This window comes from Paenibacillus sp. 1_12, assembly GCF_900114475.1.
In the GTDB taxonomy this organism is placed as follows: Bacteria; Bacillota; Bacilli; order Paenibacillales; family NBRC-103111; genus Paenibacillus_S.
This window is the reverse complement of record NZ_FOTE01000008.1, coordinates 257223-279302: the sequence shown is the minus strand read 5'-3', so window position 1 is coordinate 279302 and position 22080 is coordinate 257223. Positions and strand designations below refer to the sequence as shown.

At 47.3% G+C, this 22080-nt stretch carries 19 protein-coding genes; 3 read left to right on the top strand and 16 right to left on the bottom strand.

Features of this window, described 5'->3' with window-relative positions:
* Position 1: 1 nt before the first annotated feature.
* The 3 genes from BM210_RS19380 to BM210_RS19370 form a co-directional block, all read right to left on the bottom strand.
* Positions 2–1297, bottom strand: coding sequence for a CpaE/TadZ family protein (locus tag BM210_RS19380; protein WP_091171556.1), 1296 nt, complete (start codon positions 1295–1297; stop codon positions 2–4).
* A 186-nt stretch (positions 1298–1483) separates the two neighbouring features.
* A complete protein-coding gene (locus BM210_RS19375; protein ID WP_091171552.1) occupies positions 1484–2185 on the bottom strand; it encodes an SAF domain-containing protein in 702 nt (233 codons plus the stop codon).
* A 23-nt stretch (positions 2186–2208) separates the two neighbouring features.
* Positions 2209–4011: a serine/threonine protein kinase gene (locus BM210_RS19370; protein ID WP_091171549.1), complete on the bottom strand. Its 1803-nt coding sequence runs from the start codon at positions 4009–4011 to the stop codon at positions 2209–2211.
* 408 nt (positions 4012–4419) lie between these two features.
* Here BM210_RS19370 and BM210_RS19365 point away from each other — a divergent pair, with 408 nt between their 5' ends.
* Positions 4420–5145 (top strand): sulfite exporter TauE/SafE family protein, encoded by a 726-nt coding sequence (locus BM210_RS19365; protein WP_091171546.1) that lies wholly within the window; start codon positions 4420–4422, stop codon positions 5143–5145.
* A 49-nt stretch (positions 5146–5194) separates the two neighbouring features.
* On the opposite strand, the gene BM210_RS19360 is transcribed toward BM210_RS19365, so the two are convergent.
* Positions 5195–6226, bottom strand: a complete 1032-nt coding sequence (locus BM210_RS19360; RefSeq protein ID WP_091171543.1) for an NADH:flavin oxidoreductase/NADH oxidase — start codon at positions 6224–6226, stop codon at positions 5195–5197.
* A 378-nt stretch (positions 6227–6604) separates the two neighbouring features.
* Here BM210_RS19360 and BM210_RS19355 point away from each other — a divergent pair, with 378 nt between their 5' ends.
* Positions 6605–7357, top strand: coding sequence for a polysaccharide deacetylase family protein (locus BM210_RS19355; protein ID WP_371263501.1), 753 nt, complete (start codon positions 6605–6607; stop codon positions 7355–7357).
* 129 nt (positions 7358–7486) lie between these two features.
* Here BM210_RS19355 and BM210_RS35395 read toward each other — a convergent pair whose 3' ends face one another.
* The 10 genes from BM210_RS35395 to BM210_RS19310 form a co-directional block, all read right to left on the bottom strand.
* On the bottom strand, positions 7487–7621 hold the full coding sequence (locus BM210_RS35395) for a YjcZ family sporulation protein (protein ID WP_218184947.1): 135 nt from the start codon (positions 7619–7621) through the stop codon (positions 7487–7489).
* Between the two features lie 124 nt (positions 7622–7745).
* The gene (locus tag BM210_RS19350) at positions 7746–9779 is read right to left on the bottom strand and encodes a beta-galactosidase (protein ID WP_091171540.1); all 2034 of its coding nucleotides are present in this window, start codon (positions 9777–9779) and stop codon (positions 7746–7748) included.
* 209 nt (positions 9780–9988) lie between these two features.
* Entirely contained in the window at positions 9989–10750 is a 762-nt protein-coding gene (locus BM210_RS19345) for a sugar phosphate isomerase/epimerase family protein (protein WP_091171537.1), read from the bottom strand.
* Positions 10751–10882: 132 nt separating this feature from the next.
* Positions 10883–12100, bottom strand: a complete 1218-nt coding sequence (locus tag BM210_RS19340) for a Gfo/Idh/MocA family protein (RefSeq protein WP_177237900.1) — start codon at positions 12098–12100, stop codon at positions 10883–10885.
* A gap of 199 nt (positions 12101–12299) precedes the next feature.
* Complete coding sequence (locus tag BM210_RS19335; protein WP_091171532.1) at positions 12300–13121, bottom strand: sugar phosphate isomerase/epimerase family protein; 822 nt, start codon at positions 13119–13121, stop codon at positions 12300–12302.
* 50 nt (positions 13122–13171) lie between these two features.
* Positions 13172–14335, bottom strand: a complete 1164-nt coding sequence (locus BM210_RS19330) for a dihydrodipicolinate synthase family protein (protein ID WP_091171529.1) — start codon at positions 14333–14335, stop codon at positions 13172–13174.
* 39 nt (positions 14336–14374) lie between these two features.
* Positions 14375–15526, bottom strand: a complete 1152-nt coding sequence (locus BM210_RS19325; RefSeq protein ID WP_091171526.1) for a Gfo/Idh/MocA family protein — start codon at positions 15524–15526, stop codon at positions 14375–14377.
* 147 nt (positions 15527–15673) lie between these two features.
* The gene (locus BM210_RS19320) at positions 15674–16474 is read right to left on the bottom strand and encodes an AraC family transcriptional regulator (RefSeq protein WP_091171523.1); all 801 of its coding nucleotides are present in this window, start codon (positions 16472–16474) and stop codon (positions 15674–15676) included.
* Between the two features lie 48 nt (positions 16475–16522).
* On the bottom strand, positions 16523–17293 hold the full coding sequence (locus tag BM210_RS19315; RefSeq protein WP_091171520.1) for a sugar phosphate isomerase/epimerase family protein: 771 nt from the start codon (positions 17291–17293) through the stop codon (positions 16523–16525).
* Positions 17294–17338: 45 nt separating this feature from the next.
* The gene (locus BM210_RS19310) at positions 17339–18346 is read right to left on the bottom strand and encodes a hydroxyacid dehydrogenase (RefSeq protein ID WP_091171519.1); all 1008 of its coding nucleotides are present in this window, start codon (positions 18344–18346) and stop codon (positions 17339–17341) included.
* 221 nt (positions 18347–18567) lie between these two features.
* Here BM210_RS19310 and BM210_RS19305 point away from each other — a divergent pair, with 221 nt between their 5' ends.
* Complete coding sequence (locus tag BM210_RS19305; RefSeq protein ID WP_091171516.1) at positions 18568–19659, top strand: citrate synthase/methylcitrate synthase; 1092 nt, start codon at positions 18568–18570, stop codon at positions 19657–19659.
* 78 nt (positions 19660–19737) lie between these two features.
* Here BM210_RS19305 and pyrE read toward each other — a convergent pair whose 3' ends face one another.
* Both pyrE and BM210_RS19295 read right to left on the bottom strand, forming a co-directional pair.
* Positions 19738–20271: an orotate phosphoribosyltransferase gene (gene pyrE, locus BM210_RS19300; RefSeq protein ID WP_091171515.1), complete on the bottom strand. Its 534-nt coding sequence runs from the start codon at positions 20269–20271 to the stop codon at positions 19738–19740.
* A gap of 152 nt (positions 20272–20423) precedes the next feature.
* Positions 20424–22076, bottom strand: coding sequence for a PucR family transcriptional regulator (locus BM210_RS19295; RefSeq protein WP_091171512.1), 1653 nt, complete (start codon positions 22074–22076; stop codon positions 20424–20426).
* Positions 22077–22080: the final 4 nt, after the last annotated feature.

The window sequence follows — 22080 nt, the reverse complement described above, 5'->3', positions numbered from 1 at the left end:
TTTAAGCCTCCTTTACAGGCTTCATCCATCGAAACCATGAGCCCTTCGAGGTGCTTGCTGCAGAGTCCGTCAGCTTGGCCTTTTCCATAGCTGAAGTATTAACAAGCGGCAAATCGTAATAATGCAGCATCGCTTTTGCTATTTTACCCAGCTCCTTGTTGTAATCGTGATTTTGCTGTTGACCCCACACTCCCTCTGCTTCCTTGCGATAAAATGACGGATCATATGGCAGACTGCCCACATAAGGCATATCTAGCTGGCGTGACAGCTGTTTTTCATTCTCGATATCGGGTGAACGAACCATTTTATTAAATAACAGCATCGTTTGGCGCTGCTCCCATTGGAAAACCGGATGCAGAATATGTTCGCACATTCGACGCCACTGTGCCTTGGCCTGCTGACTTTGACTCATAGTAACAAGCAGCAGATCAGAAGCATGTATGCTTTGCGCTGCAAGGGCATGGTCAGGATAGCTGCCCGCATCAAGCAGCACCAGATCAAAGCATTCCCGTGCCTTTTCGATTAACCATGCCGCACCGTCCGTCTGGTAATAATAAAGTTTTTTCAAGTCCCGGCTGCCCGCCAAATAATAAACGTTCGGAGCCAGCAGCTGCATTTTACCCGGAAGCTCTGCAGCTTGGAGCTGCTTACTTTGCAAGCTTCCCCACAGCTCATCCATATATTTGGCGGTATATAGTAACCCGCTATCCCCCGGATTCCAGCCGTTTAATCCAAAAACCCCCACTCTCACACCTGATAATGCCGCTAAAGTAACACCGATTGATAATAAGCTCGAAGTAACACCAAGTTGGGGCAGCGCACCGATAGCCGTAATAACCTTACTGACCGCCCTTGCTTTAATCAGGCATATTCTCCCTGCCTCATCCGCTACCTGCTCAGGTGTGTGATAGGGGAGCACATAGTCAATACCATGGGCCGCACACAAACTTTGTGTTGTTTTTAAGTTCAATGGATCCGTTCCATTGCTAAGCAAATATATAATCCGATTAGCTGGATACTGACTGCGCAGTGTGAACATTTCGTGCATGTCGATCAGTGCATCGCTTACAATCCAAATATCTTCGGGCAATAGTGAAGTTTCAAGAACCGTTGTAGACGAATTCGATGTGAAAGAACGAGCCCTTGTTGCAAAAGAATCTTGTTTGCTCCCCGTTCCCTCTCCCATAAGAAGAACCCCTACCATATCCTTGGATACGGTGGATACCGACTTATAATTGCCGGATAGCCTTAACGCTTCTAGCAGTCTTCGGTCACCTGACACCACATAAGCATTCAATGTTTGATAGGCCTCCTTTTGATAAATACGTTTAATCAATACCTTCAACAAGTACCGATTGAGCTTAAAAGTGCAATGAACAATGGACAGGTGGCGAAAGTTTGTGTTCTGGAGAAGTGAAGCGTTCGTCTTTGTTCATGGATTTCCACTTCTAAATCCCCGCAGCCCCTCTTATTCACCGCAATTTTAGTGATAAACGACCAGGAATCGGTAACCTTTGGTGCCGTATTTACGAATCAGCTCTTTTTGATCGTTATTGACAATCAACTCTACCGTACTGACCATCCCTGTCGGCTTCTTACGGTCATCAGTCGCTCCAATTTCCTGATTATTAGTGCCTTTAGCATAGCTGACGACGATTTCCTGAAGCTTTTTTTCCTCCTCGTAAGGAATATTCAGCTGATCCAGCTTTTCTCGCGACAGCTCCTGATTGACCGCCTTGTCATCAACCTTTTTGCTTTCTTCCTTTTGGACCAGCAGTAAGGAGACCCGATCACCACGCAGCAAGCTGCCGGGCGGTTTTCCGAACATCCATTCCACAGGAAGCGGCATATTCCATTCGTCAGGAGCAGGCAGCAAATGCGCAGTGTTCAACATATCAGCTGTTATTTGCTCATTCAGTCGAACGGCTCGTGTCGTCTCCTGACGAAGTGCTGCTGGCATGCGTACTAACGCTCCGTCAACAAGCTGCTCTTTTTTTACCTTGACCGTTTTGAGGTCTGCTTCGGTTAACCTTAAGCCGCGTTCGATAGAACGGGAGGCCTGAACCACCTCTACCGTTCCCCAATTAGGTTCCACGATCCATTTCCAGCCTATAAGCAATGCAGGTCCTGACAGGCACAAGCCGATAACCAATACATAGTACATACATCTATACCAAACATTCATCTGCCGGATCCTCCATTTCCTTTCTATCCGTCATTCCATAGCTTGTGCAGTAGGCCTTTGGAACTCGTATGAGGCAGCCAGCTGCAAAGCCAGTCTTGCAATGAACGCTCCAATTGAGCTCGGATCCCGGGACGATCCTGCACCAGCACACCCAGCCAGCTCGCCTCAGCGATTTTGGTGAAATCTATTGCTGGAAGCATACAGACCGGTGGTTCGGGAAGCACATTCAACCATTGTCCGGTGTGTCCGGATTTCACTGCCTTGTTGGCGATGCCCCATACCGGCTTGCCCAGCAGTCGCAGCTCCTTGAGCCGCTTCAGATTACGTCTTGCGGTGGCCGACTCCAGTTTATGCAGCATTGGATCTATAACATAGACAATGTCGGAAGCAAGATGAATCAGCTCATTTGCAGTGCTATCATGCCAATTCGAGCCTATATCGACCAGCACAAGCGGACGTTCTATTTCTTCTAACAGTAACTGCTGCAGTTGGCTGCAGGTTTGATCGTTGCCGCTATTAACAGCCAAGCTCTGCTGCAAAGGATCTATACCTATGGAACCATTGGGGAGCAGTGGGTAGGAGGATAACCTCCGACTGTCATGCTCAGGTGAATCCGCTTCAGATTGTGGCGCCGCTGGCAGCCAGAGCGTGCTGCCATCCTCCCAAGCCGGCTGCTCCTGCCGCAAAGCAAATCCAGCCTCGTTATAGCAGCGGTAATTTTGCGGAGCATGCTTCTCGCCGTACAATAACGCATATAGCTCAGGCTGCCTCGACTGCGCTTCCACAACCGCGTGCTTCACACCAAGTCCATGCAGTGTACGAGCCAGCGATAAAGTTGTGAAGGTCGCCCCAGCTCCTGCGTACAGCCCAGCTATAATCAAGATACGAGGACGCGGCTTGCTCATGCTTGTTTTAATGTTATCCCTTGTGTATGCGCCTATTTCGTCGTCTAAGTCACTTTCGCTGATTCGTGATACTCTCTGCACGTGAGCCGCTGCACTTAATTCCGTATGCTGGAGCATCGACTGGATTCGCAGCAGCACAGTACGCACTTCCGCGGCGCTCTGGCAGCGAGCTGACGGGTTCGCTTGCAGCAGCTTCTCCACAAGCGCCGACAGGCTCGGAGAAATCGAGGTGTTATGATTGTGCAGAGGTCTGCGGACGGCGTAATAATAGTGACCACCGCTTAGTAAGTAATACAACAACGCACCGAGCCCGAACAAGTCCGTGCGCCCATCGGTCTGTCGTCCCTCGAATTGCTCAGGTGCAGCAAAACCAATCGTACCAATACGCACTGTATCGGCAGCTTGTCCAACCTTATAGCTGCGCGCGATACCAAAATCAATAAGCCGTATCCGCTCCTGGGCATCTATCATCAGATTGGCAGGCTTAACATCTCTGTATATAATCGGCTCAGGCTGATGGCTGTGCAAATAATCAAACACATCGCACAACTGCAGCGCATACCCGATCACATGATGGGCTGGTAATCGCTTGCTTGAGCGTTCGAATCGCTGCAGAAGCGTTTCACCCTCAATGTAATCCATCACTAGATAGCTACAGCCATTTCCGTCCGCTGGAAAATAGTCAACAATATCCGGTAGATTCGGATGATTGAGCTTTACAAGCATTTCCGCCTCCGCCAGAAAATCATATTCCGTCCCGTTACTCTGCCGAGATTCCTTAACCGCCCAGCGCTTGCCGCCTAATCGTAAATCGTCTGCCAAATATACAGTCGACATTCCGCCACTTCCCAGCACGGATACGATACGGTATCGTCCTTCAACGACATCACCAATTTGTTTGTTCTGCGGCTGTATTTGCACTTCAACCACCCCTCATAGAGCTATTTAATGTTCCCCTTCCTGCTCCTATCCCTCAGTCAGCACGATAAGCAACCTGAATCCTCATTTAGATACAAAAAGATGCACAAAAAACCGCCCCTTCCATGCGTATCAGCATGGGAGAGGCGGTTCTTCCGCTCATCACTTTCAATATTGACTATAAATTACCACATTTTTCAATTTAAAGCAACTAGATTCGATAGCATTCCCCAAATGTCACCATGGGAGCCGATCTAATTACAAAATTCGCAGTAAATAACCACTGGTTCGCATTTTACTTCACGAATGATGTCTTGTTCTGTATAACAGCACTTGGTACAATTATTTATATCATGTAGCCATGAGTAGTAAGAGATTAGAAAACAATAGATATTCATTGGGAGTGTTCTTTTGGGGGATTATGTATTTGTATTGTTTGTAGGACTCATAGCGGGTGCTGTGAGCGGCGTCATTGGAACAGGTTCATCCATTATGCTGCTGCCTGTTTTGGTATTTGCATTTGGCCCTAAGCAAGCAGTACCTATCATGGCAGTAGCTGCTGTCATTGCGAACATGGCAAGAGTCATGGTCTGGTGGCGCGAAATCAATTGGCGGGCTTTTGCTGCTTACTCGATAACTGGTGTTCCTGCCGCCGCTATAGGTGCGCGTACCCTGTGGGTATTACCGTCACATGTTATAGATATAGGGCTGGGTACGTTTTTTTTACTTATGATCCCATTCCGGTATTGGCTAAAAGCAAAGGATTTCCACATTTCCTTATGGCAGCTTTCGATCGCTGGAGCGCTCATTGGCTTTTTGACTGGAATTGTCCTTTCAACTGGGCCTCTTAGCGTGCCTGCGTTCACCTCTTTTGGATTAATGAAAGGTGCGTTCCTTTCAACAGAAGCGGCGAGTTCACTTGCACTTTATGTCAGCAAAGTTGTGACCTTCCAAGAGCTTGGGGCACTTCCTATAGAAATGTTAGTAAACGGAATGATCGTCGGCGCCTCGCTCATGCTGGGTACAATCGCATCAAAAGCTATTGTTCAACGAATGAGTGTGGTCTCGTTCCAATATGTGTTGGATATTCTATTACTATGTTCCGGGCTTTCCCTTCTATGGGCTGCAATCCATTAGCACGAACCCAACGCTCTCGGGCTCGTGTCTTGGATTACGCATGAATATTTTAATGATAGCCCCGTTTGTATGGCTGCGGCACATGGGACTGCTCACTCTTGAGTTCAATGGCAGCATGTGTGGCCCAGTACGGATCCCGCAGCAGGCCGCGGGCTATGGCAACTAGGTCAGCATCCCCATTGCCAATGACAGATTGCGCAAGTGCTGGAGACTCCAGCATACCCACTGCAACAACAGGCACGTCCAAAGCTTCTCGAATTCTGCGCGCGAATGGAACCTGGTAACCTGGATAGTTTCCTGGCTTTCTTTCACCCGCTGGACCTTCCCCGCCCGAGCTCACATGAAATATGTCTACGCCTGCCTCTTTGTAAGCCTTTGCCAGCTTCAGTGTATGATCGATATCATAGCCGCCATCCACATATTCAACTGCAGAAATACGGAAAAACAAAGGCATTTCCTTGGGTATTACTTTTTTAACTGCTTGAATGATTTCCACACCGAATCGAGCTAAATCATGTCCATACACATCGTCCCGTTTGTTCGTAAGTGCGGAATGGAACTGGTGGATCAGGTAACCATGGGCTCCGTGAAGCTCAATCATGTCCACACCGGCCTCTATAGCGCGGCGAGCTGTATCCGTAAAAAGCTGTACCATCTCTTTAACTTCATCGGTCGTGAGCGCCCTAGGAACCTTATAGTTAGGACCAGGGAATTTGATCGCGGATGAGGATACCGGTACTTCGGCATCTTCAGCTTTGCGACCGGCATGTGCAATCTGGATACCGATTTTGGCATCATGAGCATGCACTTCATTAATAATTCGGGAGTAGGCAGGAATCTGATCATCTGACCACAACCCCAAATCCTTATCGCTTATACGGCCGTCCGGATGAACATCAGTCATTTCCATAATGATTAGAGCCGTTCCTCCGATTGCGCGGCTAAGATAGTGAACATAATGCCATTCATTCGGTTTACCGTCCTTGGCATCAACGGAATATTGACACATGGGTGCCATCACAACACGGTTCTTTAATTGTAAACCCTTGATCTCATAGGGCGTAAACAGTTGATTTCTCATCGCAATCCCTCTCCGCTATTTCATTTTGATGGTATCGTTACGCAGGTTATTATAACCGCTGCTTATTTTCATATTAATGCTTTTATGATGAAGTTCAAGTACCCACTTTTATGTAAGATAGTATCAAAAGTATAGCTTATAGCATAAACGATGTACAACTTCCCAACTTCTTTATCACAAAAATACGATTGCGGACAGATCCGTTACAGTCGATGTCCGACATACAACAGCAAGCTTAATTCAGATGCAGATCCGTACATCCCCTCACAAAGGTAGAAAAAGGTTGGGTATGCACAAATTACTTTTTTTCAATGGCTAATACTCGGTGAAATGGGAAAACTATCTTCGTCCTACTACACGAAGGAGGCTTTGATTACCATGTGGACTGTCTCCATCCCCATTGTACTGTCCGTATCGATGCTGCTGAGCGGAGCCATGAATGAACTATCCAGTGCTCCCAGTAAAGGGCGTCCTTATTATGAAAAAAGAGGTGAGATCGTATGGGAGGTGCCTACTGAGGAGAAGATTATTGCGCTCACCTTTGATGACGGCCCTGATCCTGAGGATACACCGCAAATATTAGACCTTTTGCAGCAATATGGAGCGAAGGCTACTTTTTTTGTAATCGGCGAGAAAGCTGAACGTTATCCTGAGCTTATAAAGCGTGAGGTCGCTGAAGGCCATGAATTGGCAAATCACACCTATACCCACATGTATTTTACCCGTGGAGTGAAGGAAAGTAATATGCGTGAACAATTGATGAAGGCGGAAGAAGCTATCTTTCGGGTCTCTGGGAAAAAGCCACACTTATTCCGTCCGCCAGGAGGCTACTATAACGATCCCTTGATTCAAATCGCCAAACAGGAAGGTTATACGGTCGTTATGTGGTCCTGGCATATCAATACGATGGACTGGAATACTCCGGGTGTTAGTCACATCACCAAAAAGGTGCTTAACAATGCACGTAACGGAGATATTGTATTATTTCATGATTACGTAGAGGGCAAGACGCAAACCATTGAAGCACTCAAGCGCATTTTGCCCGTGCTAAAAAGTCGCGGCTACCGGTTTGTCACGATTTCCGAGCTGCTCGAGTTTCGCAAAACCAGTCCTGTGAAGGGGATTGACTGAGTTTTAAGGAGGAGGATCCAATAATGAAAAAGCACCTGCCAGCATCCTGTAGCCTGCTGCCGTGGTGCTTCTTCACCTATTTTTGAACCATCATGAAGATTTCATATATGCTTAAATTGACCTTGGCGCTTACACGCCCCAAAACCCTGCTCCTGTAATGATGACCAATAAAATGAACAGAACCAGAATCTCGCCTGTCGATGTGCCGAACCCACCATATGGACTTGCGCATCCTCCTGCACCTACACCGCCAACATGTGCCAATAGAATCACCCCTAAGTCATCATTAAGCCGAATACATCGAATGTACTCCAACCCATATCATAGTGTATGGCAATTAGCGGAAAAGGTATGGACAGATGCACAGATGAACCGCCCATTTCTGTATTTATTGAGAGGCTTCTTCCAATATCCATACGCCCTTGGCTGGGATCGTAACTGCTCCATTGACCACTCGGTTGCTGAGCAGCTCGGTGCGCTCGTTCGGACCCAGATTCACCTCGGTCTCGCTGTCATTGTGATTCAATATCATCGTATATGCCTTACCGTCCTTAACGCGTTTGGTCGCTTCAATTCCTTCAGGAGCGCTTAACACGGATTCAATCCCCGCTTGCTTCACCAGCAGCTTGGCAAAATCGGAAAGAAATTCTTTATCAGGACTGGATGCTACATACCACGCTTCACCTTGCCCAAAGCTGTTGCGTGTCAGTACAGGCGTCCCCTTGTAAAATTCTTCCCCATATTCAGCCCAAACCTCAGCCCCCTCCGTATGCAAAATATCGCATAGCAGATTGCTGGAATATTCCTTTTTAAACCCTTCTCGCCCATCTGTCATCACGATACGGTTAGACATATGCGGGAATAATGCGTCGATTTCTTCAACCCAAATCCCGAGCAGCTTGCGCAGCTCACCCGGATATCCGCCAAGTGTAACTAGATCGGATTCATTCACGATACCACTGAAAAATGTCGTTACAAACCGACCGCCGGTTTCAACAAAGCGTTCGATTTTGTCTGCAACTCCCGGTTTCACCATATAGAGAACAGGTGCAATGACGACATCGTAGCGGGAGAAATCGGCTTCCACTGAAATCATGTCGACTGCAATGTTTTGATCGTAAAAAGCAACATAATATTTCGTAAGCTCGGTCATGTAGGACAAATCAATCGTCGGCCCTGAGGAAAACTCCATCGCCCACCAATTTTCCCAATCAATAATAATCGCTATTCTGGCTTCGATCCGTGATCCGAGCAGCTTATCCCCCAGAATCTGAAGCTCGCCGCCCAATGTCGCACATTCTCTGAAAACACGGGTGTGCTCATGACCTACATGCTCGATAACTGCTCCATGATATTTCTCACATGCGCCCACCGAACGACGCAGCTGGAAAAACATCACCGTGTCCGCACCATGCGCTACAGCCTGATAGCTCCACAAGCGCATCACACCTGGACGCTTCAAGCCATTATAAGCCTGCCAATTTTGCTGACTCGGTGTTTGCTCCATCAGCATGAATGGCTGACCGTCCTTCAAGCCTCGCATAACGTCATGCCACATGGCCACATGACTTAGCGGCGTCGTGTTGGATGGATAGCTGTCCCAGGAAACCACATCAACGTGTTTTGCCCACTTGGCATAATCCAACTGCTTAAACATCCACATCATATTCGTCGTAACCGGAACATCCGGCGTTACAGCCTTCAGTTCGTTGTATTCCATCAGGTAGCAATCGAGCAGTCCATCTGAATTAAACCGCCAGTAATCGAGTGAAATCCCTTGAAAGCTGGTCCGTGTCTCACCCGTGTGCTCACTTAACCTATTCGGAGGCACAATCTCGTCCCAATCATAGAAGGTATGGCCCCAGAATCGGGTATTCCATGCTTTATTCAACTGATCAAGACTGCCATAGCGCTGCTTCAGCCATACGCGGAACGCCTTGGCACAATTGTCGCAATAGCACATGCCGCCATATTCATTATTTACATGCCATATGGCTAGGGCTGGGTGATCCTTATACCGTTCTGCCAGCTTGCGTGCCAGTCGTGCTGCATGAAGTCTGTAGGTGGGGCTGTTCGGACACGAATTATGGCGTTGGCCGAAAGTATGCTTGCGCCCTTCAAAATCGACCCGCAGCACATCGGGATGCCGATGTGCCATCCAGGCCGGATGCGCACCCGTGCTCGTCGCCAAGCAAGCATAAACTCCATTTTCATGAAGCTTATCCAGAATCTCGTCAAGCCATTCAAACTGATAGGTCTCTTCATCTGGCTGCATTAGCGACCATGAAAAAACAGCTACTGTCGCAATATCAATACCCGCCAGCTTAAACATTCTCATATCCTCGATCATGATCTCTTGCGGCCATTGTTCAGGACTGTAATCGCCTCCATAGGCGATTTTGTTTAATTTACTGCTAATCATGGAATGACCTCCAACTTTTTAAATTGCCTCAGCCTTATTGAATTTTGTAAGGGTACTCGAATTTGCAGAAACCGGAGGCCCTTGGGCTTCCGGTTTCCTTATGCGTTATGTTATCAAAGTCGATCATCCATGACTATCAAGGCGAATGCTGCGCTTCTACAGTAAACTGCTTCATTCTCTTGCTATCCATGGGGAAGCACTCTAATAACTTATTTATATCCCAGCTTGTGCAGGTTGCGTAAGCTAATGGCCAGACTGTCAAAAGGATCGTTACCGTAGCATTGATCCTGCTCAACCGCTCCCCATTCCACGCCTGTAGCATCACATGCTTTTAGAATAGCAGGATAATTCATATTGCCCTCTCCAACCTCGGCAAAACGACGCTCCCTATCAACTGTCACGGCCCAGTCCTTCAGATGCACAACCTTCATTCGTCCTTCGACTTTACGAATCCATTCAACAGGATCCGCACCGCCTGCTTGCACCCAATGCAGGTCAAGCTCAAAATCGAACACTTCAGGGTCTGACTCTTCAAACAAAATATCCATGCCTGTACGGCCGTCAAATTTTACAAATTCAAACTCATGATTATGATAAATAAATTTCAGACCGGCATCCTTCAGCTTACGGCCAACTTCGGAAAACTCCTTGGCAAAGGTAGCGTATCCTTCCTTGCTTGTCCGGTATTCCGGCGGCAATCCACCCAAACCGACATAGGTACAATCCCATATTTGATGCTTTTTAATGACTTCATCAAGATTAGCAAAGTCCGAGTAAGGAATATGGGTCGCACAAATCTTTAATTGCTCCTGATCTGCAAGCGCCTTCAACTCCTTGCTGTCAATAGGGCCAACCCCTGAAACCTGAACTGAATCGTAGCCGATCTGTTTCACTTTTTTCAAAGTAGCGGCAATATCCTCGGGTGTTTTCAAAAATTCCCTAAGCGTATAAAGCTGTGCTGCAATTTTCAATGCTAATCTCTCCCTTATTTGAACTTTGTATCCCCTTCCATTTTACACGAAGTATGGATACTCGGCTACCTTGACTTCAACCAAACAAACTACCTTTAACTCGGAAAGTCATTGGATGCTTGTATCGGCCCTTCAGGATGAGAATAAACCAAATTTTTGATAGCTGCCTAATGAAAAAGATTCGGCCGCAACCGCCCATGGAATACCCATCTCGGAGAACAGCATACCATCCGTCGCGGCACGCCCCACATCAGCTCCGATACCTGTGATTCCTGTAAACACCGTATTCCCTTCATTTCTCCGCACAAGAAAAACATCAGAAATCGGATGCGTTTCCCCGCTCGATTCAAAGGCACCATTCACAGCAAGCACAAATTGACGACACTGCTGGAGTGAGCTCAGAAGAGCGACCGATTCATCCTGGATAGCAGCCAGCGTATTCAGATACATATTATGGACATAATCCTCTTCCCCAAAGCTGCGGCTCGTTGGCTGCGAACCCGTGATTTGAATAGCTAACATATTGTTGTATTTCCATACAGCTTCACCCAGTGTACCTTTCACCGTGATGGAAGGAATCGATTCGCCTTCATGGCACAAGCTGGCATAGAAATGAACAATTGCTCCGCTTTGAGTCCGTATGCGAAGGCAGGAGGTGTCTTCACCTTCGATAGCATTGGCATGATACAGCTCTGCTTGGATATCAAGCGGTGTGCTCTCTTCGGCATTCCCTCCGCCTGCAACCAGCAAGCAATTGTTCAGCAAATGAGCAAAAGGGTTATTGATCGTGCCATCCAGTACATAATTTCCTTTATATTTAAGCTTGCCTGCCCACGGCGTACGGTCGTAATAAGCTTGAGTACGCTTCCAAAGACCAACTCCCGTAACACTTTGGACATCGCCAAGTTGTCCCTCTTGAATAATATGGAGCAGTTCGCGGAATGCCGCTCCCGAAGTATTTTGAAAATTAACCTGACATAATGATGAAGAACCCGCTTGAGCATGCAGCATTTCATCAAGATCCTGTATCGTTACAGCTGGTGGTTTCTCAAGCATGACATGGATACCACGTGAAAAAGCATACATCGCCATCTCTTTATGCATGGGAATAGGCGAGGCGATCACAACCAAATCAAGCTCGGGATGATGGTCAAGCATTGTTTTATAATCGGAATAAGGAGCGCCGCCAAGTGCCAGAAGCTGCTGCCAGCCTGACGGGTTTATATCTGGATTGATGTCACTAAAGGCAGTGACCTCCAACAGCCCTTGACCTGACAGCTCCACCAAATGACGGATATGTACTTTACCAAATCCACCCAGACCTATCAAAGCAGTACGAATTGCTCTCATGAATAATTCCCTTCTCTCGCACATGTATAAGACTTTGGGCCGCTCAACGATGTAACCCGCTGACCAGCCCGAAAACCCCGCTTAAATTCCATATAAAGATCATAGTAATCTGCAATGCTGCATTGTTAAAGACCTTTAACTTTAATACCTCTTAGCGTTAATATTGCTTAATATACATGCCGCTAATGCTTGAAAGCAGTTATACATGCTCCAAATAGCGTGCCTTCATTTCTGCCAGCACTTCATCACCGGGACGATCCCAAATGGTCTGATTGAAAATTTCCACCTCGATAGGTCCTTTATAGCCGGTAGCTTCAACCGCTTGGCGAATACGGCGCAATTCAATCACACCATCACCCATCATACCCCGGCCAAGCAGCATATCAGGAGTAGGCACAATCCAATCGGAAACATGGAAACCAAGAATTCTACCGCTTGCACGGGCAATTTGCGTGTACAGCTCTGGGTCCCACCACACATGAAACACATCGACAACAACGCCTACCTGCTGCGGTGTGAATTTCTCAGCAATCGTAGTCGCCTGTGCAAGTGTGGAAATCACGGAGCGCTCAGCAGCATACATCGGATGCAGCGGCTCAATACCGAGCGTAACTCCACGTTCCTGCGCATAAGGCACCAGCTCATGAATCGCATCCTCAACCATGCCTCTGGCACCGTCGATATCACGGTCAGGAGCCGGACCACACACCAATACAAGAACTTCTGCTTCAAGCTCAGCAGCCTCGTCAATGGCTCTGCGGTTATCGTCAATACGAGCTGCGCGTTCGGCTGCCGTTGCTGCTGGGAACATCCCGCCGCGGCATAAGCTCGATACTTTCAAGCCTGTATCACGAATGATCCGTTTACTTTCAGCCAGCCCTGTCTCCTCGACCTTATTGCGCCACAAAGCAATCCAGGGTACCTCCGCTCTGACGCAGCCCTCTGCGGCTTCACGCAAGCTCCAGCTATTGGTCGTAATCTGATTTAAGCTCAAACGATCTATGTTTGTAAAACGTTCCATCCATAACCCTCCGTCCATTGAATGTCTGCCATTCGCTTCAAGCATACTTGCTATTCAATTCCAGACAAAGCCAATACCCGTTTCATCCGCTCGACCGCAAGATCAGGACGCTGCAGCAATCCTGCTTGATCCGCCAGAACAAACAGCTCGGACAGATGAACGATCGAACGCGAGCCTTCTGCTCCGGCAATCATCCGAAAATGCTTTTGATGTCCGTTCAGGTAAGCCATAAATACGATACCTGTTTTGTAGGCGTAGGTAGGCTTTTGGAATATGTGTCGGGACAAGGCAATCGTCGGCTCGAATAAAGCATCATATTGTGCCATATCTCCACGATCCAGAGCTTGCAAGGCAGCTGCTGCAACCGGGGCGATAGCATCAAAAATACCAAGCAATGCATGACTGTAGCCCTGCTCATCACCACGAATCAGCTCGGGGTAATTAAAATCATCGCCCGTATACATCAGTACACCTTCAGGCAGCAGACGTCGCATTTGAATTTCTTTATCTGCATCTAATAATGAAATCTTGATACCGTCTACTTTGTCGGCATTGGCTTTGATGACGCGCAAGCAGGTTGCCATCGCTTCATTCACATCCGTGCTTCCCCAATAACCGGCAAGAGCCGGGTCGAACATATCCCCCAGCCAATGCAGAATCACAGGCTTCTTCGTTTGACGTAGAATACGGCCATACACTCGCTCGTAATCGTCAGGGGTTTTGGCGCATGCTGCCAGCGCACGGCTTGCCATCAGTATGATCTGACCGCCGCAGCCTTCTACATAACCACACTGTTCTTCATAAGCAGCCTCTACATCTTCAAGGGTGACATTCGGGCCAGCAGCCAAATGGTCCGTACCCGCTCCGCAGGCGATTTTACCGCCAACAGCGTTGGCTTCATCGATGGAGCGTTTAATTAACTCCTTGGCTTGAAGCCAATTCAGCCCCATACCGCGCTGTGCTGTATCCATCGCTTCCGCGACAGATAGGCCCAGCGACCACAGGTGACGTCGATAGGATAATGTATCGTCCCAATCGATTGAAGGCTGATTCAAAGGATCGGTACCCGCGAAGGGATCGCACACGACATGTGCGGCCGAGAACGCAATCCGTCCGGTGAATGCTCCTTGGGGTGCCAGTATCGGAGCTTTGGTACCAGCGACGTACTCATACAAGGCGCCGCCAGCTTTTGGCAATATCAGCTTATTAGTCAAGATGTTGTCTCCTCCTTATTAGTCCGTGAACAACCTCTATTACAGTTTTAAGTCTGGAACATCTACCCATTGACGTTCTTTCCATGATTGAAGCCCAAGATCGGATGTTTGCGTTCCTTTAGCACCTTCCAGCAGGTCCCAAGGGAACGGTGTATCGATAACAAGATGCTTAAGGAACAATTCCCATTGAACCTTGAAGCCATTGTCGAAAATTTGGTTCGCGGGAACATCTACCCATTGTTCTGTAAATGCGAACGGATTCTCAATATCCGGATTCCATACAGGTTTCGGTGTATTCACACGATGCTGTACTTTGCAATCACGCAGACCAGCAACCGCACTACCTTCCGTGCCATCTACCTGGATCGTCAGCAGGTCATCGCGATCTACGCGTACGGCCCACGAAGAATTCGCCTGCACCACAATATCGCCTTCCAACAGGAAGGTTGCATAAGCGGAATCATCAGCTGTAGCTTTATAACGTTCCCCATTTTCATCCACACGCTCAGGAATATGCGTTATGCCCAGGCAGGAGATCGACTTTACTTTACCGAACAGGTTGTCCAATACGTAGCGCCAGTGAGCGAACATATCGACAATAATGCCACCGCCATCTTCCTTGCGATAGTTCCATGAAGGACGTTGTCCTGGCTGCCAATCTCCTTCAAATACCCAATAACCGAACTCCATACGAACTGATAAAATTTTCCCGAAAAACCCGGAATCTACCAGACGTTTCAGCTTCAGCAAACCTGGCAGGAACAGCTTATCCTGAACGACACCGTTCTTAACACCAGCCTGAACTGCCAAACGAGCAAGCTCCAAAGACCCTTCCAAGCTCGAATCCGTAGGTTTTTCACAATAAATATCTTTACCTGCCGCGATTGCTTTCTTAATGCTTGCCGCGCGATGCACGGTCGTTTGGGAGTCAAAATATACCCGATTCGCTGGATCCGCCAAGCAAGCGTCCAAATCCGTGCTCCAACGTGTAACGCCGTGTTTTTCTGCCAATGCTTTGACTTTATGCTCTTGTCTGCCTACCAGAATCGGATCCGGCATAATAATATCACCATTCGGTAAAGTCACGCCGCCTTGCTGGCGAATAGCCAAAATCGAACGAACAAGATGCTGATTCGTCCCCATTCTTCCTGTAACTCCGTTCATAATAATCCCTATTGTGTGTACCGTCATATAGTTGCAGCTCCTTTTCGTTTATCATCATCGTTTTCCGTTATTGATACTTTTCCAGCATAGCTGTTATCCGTAAGAACGTCTTATCAGATTGGAGTAAAATTCTCAGATATGGAAGCGTTTTTGTGTAAATCACAAAAAACCCGCTCAGACGGACTGGTCGGGATTTCGGTACTGCTGCCTATATTTATTTGGTGAAAGCTCGACGTAACTCTTGAACGTGCGGTAAAAAGTAGGAAGTGACTCGTAGCCGACCTCGAAACCAATAGAAACGATATCCTTATCCGTTTCTGCAAGCAGCTTCATGGCTGTGCTCATTCGTACCTCTGTCAAATATTGCAGAAGGGTCAGCTGGTATTGCTCTTTAAATATATGAGCGGCGCGGCGGGAGCTAATCCCAAGCCTTTGGGCGAGCTCGCCCGGCATCAAAGGCTCGAAGTAGTGGGAATCGATATAGGAGCGAATTCGTTCGGCACGCAATCCATTCGCATCGGTAAATTGTGAGCTCTGCTTGGCCCGGGCGAGCAGCAGCAGCACCTCCAACAGATGAATTTGCATCGCCCATTGGCTGAGCGAGTCCTCCTGCTTTTGCTCGAACAGCAGCTTGCGCAGCAGTTGTCTCAGCTCGTTGCCGCTAACCGAATTGAGCCGCAGCAGGATGGAGCCGTCAATCGTATCTGCCTTCCATCTTGAAGCAAAAGCATCCTGCATCAGCGCAGCATCGAATTCCATAACCAGCAGCGTCAGATGCGAGTCCGAGGAAACGGCATGCTTCGAATGCGGAAATATAATTGCCGCGCACTCTTGTTCGACCGCGTGCTTGACTCCATCCAGCTGGATGGAGCCTTCCCCTTCAATCGCATACAATATTTGATAATTATTATGGTGATGGACATTCACTTCGTAGCTTTCCCGATGCTTGCTCTCGTAGAGATGAATTCCGCTCATTGCTCACAACCCTTTCAACATCCGGTAATCTTAAAGCGAGTCACCTGTTTAATTAGACAGGCTGCTGGCAACCACTTGTTTCAAAATCCCGGCATCTGCCAAAAACTGCTGCGGATCGTCATCCTTGACAAACTCCAGCATCGCATAACGCTGACCAGGAGCCTCACGGATGATGCTGATATAATCGCTCCATTCCTTCGCGCCTTCTGCCAATGGCTTGCGTACTCCTGGCTCCCACTGAAACACATGAATATTGGCTAACCAAGGCAATACCGCTCGTAAATCCTGCTGCCTTTGATCGATAGTTAGTGCGACCGATGGCTGCCAGTTGCAGCGAATATTTGGATGCCCGATTCCATTAAGTAAACGGACCGCTGTTTCGCGTGTATCTGTCAATGTATTTCTATGATATTCAAAATCAACAGTAATTCCAGCTCTTTGCGCCAGATCAGCGATTCTTGCACCGTCGGTTATTACCTTGTCCCACCATGCTTCGTCAACCTTAGCCGAGCCTTGATCTCCTGCCCATACCCGGATCGCAGGAGCCTGCAATGCTGCTGCCGATTCAAGAACCTTATCGAAGGACAAGCCATCTTTATTCATGCACCCGACTCGGTAGTAGGAGCCGTAGGAGGCAATAGCAATCCCCGCAGATTCGGTCCAGTCCTTTACTTCCTTAGCCCGATTCACATCCCCGTGAGGCACATGAATATCTCCGCCCCATTCGATGGCCTGCAAGCCGGCCTGTGCGGCAAGCTGAATAATTTCAAGCGGAGACAGCTGACGAAAAGTAACGGATAAAAGTCCTGTCTTAATCATTCAACAACCTCCCATTTACAAATATTGCTACTTGTATATTGTGGATCATGCCATTGTTTCCAGCATACTTAGTGTAACCTGATATTGCAATGGGACACCACTTAAATAGCGTTCACATTCACCGGCAGCATAGTGGCCCATTCTTGCCACCTCATTGCCCATACTCCCTGCGATATGCGGAGTTAGAATTACGTTATCCATCCCCAAGAAAGCGCTGTCACGACTTACAGGCTCGGGATAAGTCACATCCAAGACCGCCGTCCTTGTAGGTGTATCGCGCAATGCTTGTATCAGATCTTCTTCCACAATTTGAGCGCCGCGGCCCGTATTAAGAAAAGTCGCGTGCGGTTTCATCCGTTCAAAATGCTGCTTATTTATCATTCCTACTGTAGCTGGCAGATTAGCCAAATGATTGGAGATGACATCACAGTTCGTAAAAATATCGATCAGATCGGTTTTACGTACACCAAGACTAGCGGCAATGGGATCAGGCAAGTAAGGATCGAATACGTCAATCTGAATATCGTAGGGTCTCAGCAGCTCAATCACTTTTTTGCCGATCATACCAGCACCGAGAATACCCACTCGCGCTGCGTAATTACCCGGATAAAGCCGGGCACTTTGTTGGCTTTCTTCATGATTGCGCTTGCAATGAAGTGATGTTTGAAAATAACCTTTGTTGGCTAACACAATTTGAGCAGCCGTATATTCGGCAACTGGTACCGCGTTAGCAGCCCAAGTGCTGACAACAGCACAATCACGTGATATGTACTCTCTTGCAAAGCGTTGAACGGACCCGGCAGCATAAAATAATATTTTCAGATTAGGCAAATAGGTTTGGAGTTCTTCCGCTGTGAACAAGGGAAGCCCCCATGTAGAAAAAGCAATTTCCACTCCAGCAAGCTCATCCTCGTGTTGCTTGGCATTACTCGGATTTATCCATACTGGCTGCAGCTCTACCTGCTGATTAAGCCTATCCATAACATTTCCATCAAATACCCGATTCACCATGGCGTTACCCTGCTCGGCCAAGAATATGGCTTTCTTGTGCATTCCCTGTATCCTCCTGACATTCGCTTCATCTGTATAACTGCTGCATCTGTTTATCTGCTACTATCTATAGCCCATCATAAACCCGTTAGCTATGAATTTCCAGCTTTATACGGATTCAAATTTTGATTAAAATTATTTATATGTATTATAAAAACATATAAATTTACTTTATAACAATAACATCTTATACTTGAATTATATAATGAAAGGGTGTGAACACGATGGCAAAAGTTACCGGTTTAGATGGTATCGTTGCAGCGGAAACAGATATTGGTCATGTAGATGGAATTAATGGACATTTGATCTATCGAGGATTCTGGGCTAAGGAACTGTCAGTTCATTATGAATATGAGGAAATTGCTTATTTATTATGGGTGGGAACCCTCCCGGATAACTCTCAAAAACAAGAGTTTACGATACGTTTGGCAAACAGCAGAGTACTGCCTTTGTCCGTCCGCAGACTGCTCGACAATATTCCCCGGGAAATGCCAATCATGAGTGTGCTTCAAACCGCAATTGCTATGCTGTCAGGAGAAACCTTCAGCTGGCCGCCAACTATCGAACAGGCCATCACCTTAACTTCACTTATTCCTACCATTATTGCTTATAACTATCGATCCCAGCAGGGTCTAGCTCCAATAGAACCCGACAGCAAGCTTAGCCATACCGCTAACTTCTTATATATGCTGACTGGCAAGCAGCCCGAATCGGCTCATGTTAAGGCACTGAACGCCTATCTCATACTGGGAATGGAGCATGGGATGAATGCCTCAACTTTCGCTGCCCGTGTCGTGCTGTCCACTCAATCGGATATGGCCTCAGCTGTTAGTGCGGCTGTTGGGGCTATGAAGGGACCGCTTCATGGCGGAGCGCCTACCGAAGTCATTGCCATGCTTGATGCGATTGGAAGTAAAGAACATGCAGAACCATGGATCCGCCAGGCATTGGAACGAGGCGATAAACTGATGGGTTTTGGGCATCGTATTTACAAAACGAGAGACCCACGAGCAGAAGCGCTTCGTCATGTAACCGAGGCTCTTTCAAGCAATGACCCATGGTTTGATCTTGCCGTTCATGTTGAAAAAACAGCTATAGCCCTGCTTGAAGAATACAAGCCGGGCCGTCAGCTCTATACCAATGTTGAATTTTTTGCCGCATCGATTATGCGCGCGATTGCCCTGCCTTCAGAATTGTTTACGCCCACCTTCACAGCAGCAAGAGTTGTTGGCTGGTCCGCACATCTGTTAGAGCAGGCACAAGTAAACCGGATCTTCCGTCCACAATCGGTATATACAGGTAAGATGCCAGAATAGCTGCTGAAACCTAAGGAACAGCTGCGAGTGACTCGATTTCAACGGCGCTGGCTGCCAATGCTAATCATGAGAGGGATTTCAGGATCCCTTTCCTGCCAGCAACAAGTCGTCCATCGTAAACAGGGAAACGAGTGTCAGCCCATCCTGTTCAAGATTAGCTTTACTTATCGGATCTCTTTCAATAACACATAGCACAAATTCGATATGTGCTCCTAATGCTTTAAGCTCCTGCGCACTTGAAATAATTTGTCCCCCTGTCGTGACTACGTCCTCGATGATACAAACCTTTTTGTTGGTAATATCCGCTCCTTCCGCAAGTTTGGAAGTCCCATATTCCTTCGCCTTTTTTCTAACAAACGCCGCAGGAATACCTGTTTCCAAGGATAATGCTGTTGCAATTGGAATGCCTCCCATCTCCAGACCAGCCAAAATCCCCGTATCCTCCGGGACAAGCTTTTTCAATTTTCTAGCGATCTCAGCAAGAAGTACAGGATCAGCTTCAAAGCGGTACTTATCGAAATATTGATTGGACCTTTGGCCCGAACGCAGTTTAAAATCTCCTGATAAATAAGCAGTCTTATATAGGCTTGCAGCTAACTGATGATAATCCATGTTGATCCTCCCCCATTTGAATTAATTGAATAATATCAAGAACTGGAAGGCGCATATATGTCGCAGCGGACAAAAAAAAGAACCGACTTTCGTCGGTATAGCCAATTACATTTTGGAGGGTACGTGTTTGTATGAGACCTGAGTGTTGTGACTCACCCTTCCGACTCTAACATTTGATGTATTTTCAATCCCATATGAAGCAGCAGCCGCTTTTCCGAATCATGAACATTGCAATCCGTTAGCTGCTCGATTTTTTGTAACCGATATTTTAATGTATTTACGTGAATAAACAGCTTCCCCGCAGTATCCGTAATAGAGCCGTCATTAGTAAAGTACTCGATCAAGGTCGTTACCAGATTCCCATGATGATTCGTATCATGTTTGACCAGCTTTCCTATCGTTCCCTCGTAAAGACTTTCAAGCTCCTCACGATTGTGAAATGGACTCAATATTCGAAACACACCAAGATCTTCATAATGCATACACCCTTTCACTGCAATGGGTTTACCCAGCTGGATCGCTCTTAACGCCTCGGAATATCCCTGTTGAATGCCATCAAAACCCGGATAACCTCGACCCATACCTACAAAGAAAGACATTCTCTCATACGCGTCGCTAAGATATTGTTGAACCGCTTCTGCCAGTCTCCTGACATTCCCTTGAAACCCAGAATAGTTCTGGGTATGTGGCGAGTTTCCTTGATTGCTAAGTATAATAATGTTCCCTTTTAGAAAGGTAACTATAGCCTTATCCTCTTCAAATCGAAAAAATGACTGGACCTTTGACAGCAGCCTGACTGAAGGCTCTTGGAATCTAACTGTTTCATTCTCAGAGGATTGTACTTTAGATTCATTCGCAGGATTGACTGCGATGCACAAAACGTCATAGCTTTTGGATAAATCCCAGCCAAATCTTGTTGCCTGTTCCAACGCTGCCAACTGATCCTGAACCTGTCCCAGCAGCACCTCCGCTAACAAATGATCCTTGTAGGTCTGCTCCACTTCTGTCTTGGTCATGATTTTGAGAAATTCCATCGCAATCAATACCCTTGTGCGTTCGAGAATCCAAAGATCCTGCTCTTGAAACTCTCTACGCGTATGCCAACATGTATAATCACCTGCAAGTTCTTCGTTCAATATTAAGGGGGTGACCATACAAGGAACAAGGGTATGATTCAAACTGCGTACCATTCGGATCGGCCGCTTGGCTGTTATAAGTTCATTTTTTTGCACTCGGGTTAAGGGACTGACTTCCATGCCTTTATTCAGATCCATACTGCACAATTCAGAACCGACCGTGATCTGATTAAGGGTTACCTGCTCCACAGCATCGATCAACGCCGTTATTCCTTTACCTCCCATCGCCAACTCCGTAATCCATTGGAAATATGACTCCAGCTGCTCTTTTCCTGGGTCCGCTTTGCGCACAATCAGCTCCATCAAAGGAGTCATGATTTCCAAATAGGACACTTCACTAGCTATTTCGATAATAGGCAGTTGGATTCGATTTCCGGCTTCGATGATGGCTTTAGGAATTTCCTGCACATATTGTCTGGTCTTAATTGCTAATGCGGCACTGTTGACTTCGTTTAACTGCTGCACCAGTTGGTTGATCGCTTCCGTGTCGTCTTTAATGGGATATAAGCTCGATAGCAGGAGCACGTTACCTTTCAGCCACCGAATTACATCAGGTACTTCCATGACGGTTATCGAATCGATGACGCGATCCAGTCCACCTTCTCCGGCAACGACCTTACATCGGACAAGACCTCCAATCCGCATAGCTTCTCTTACCGTAATACCCACTTAT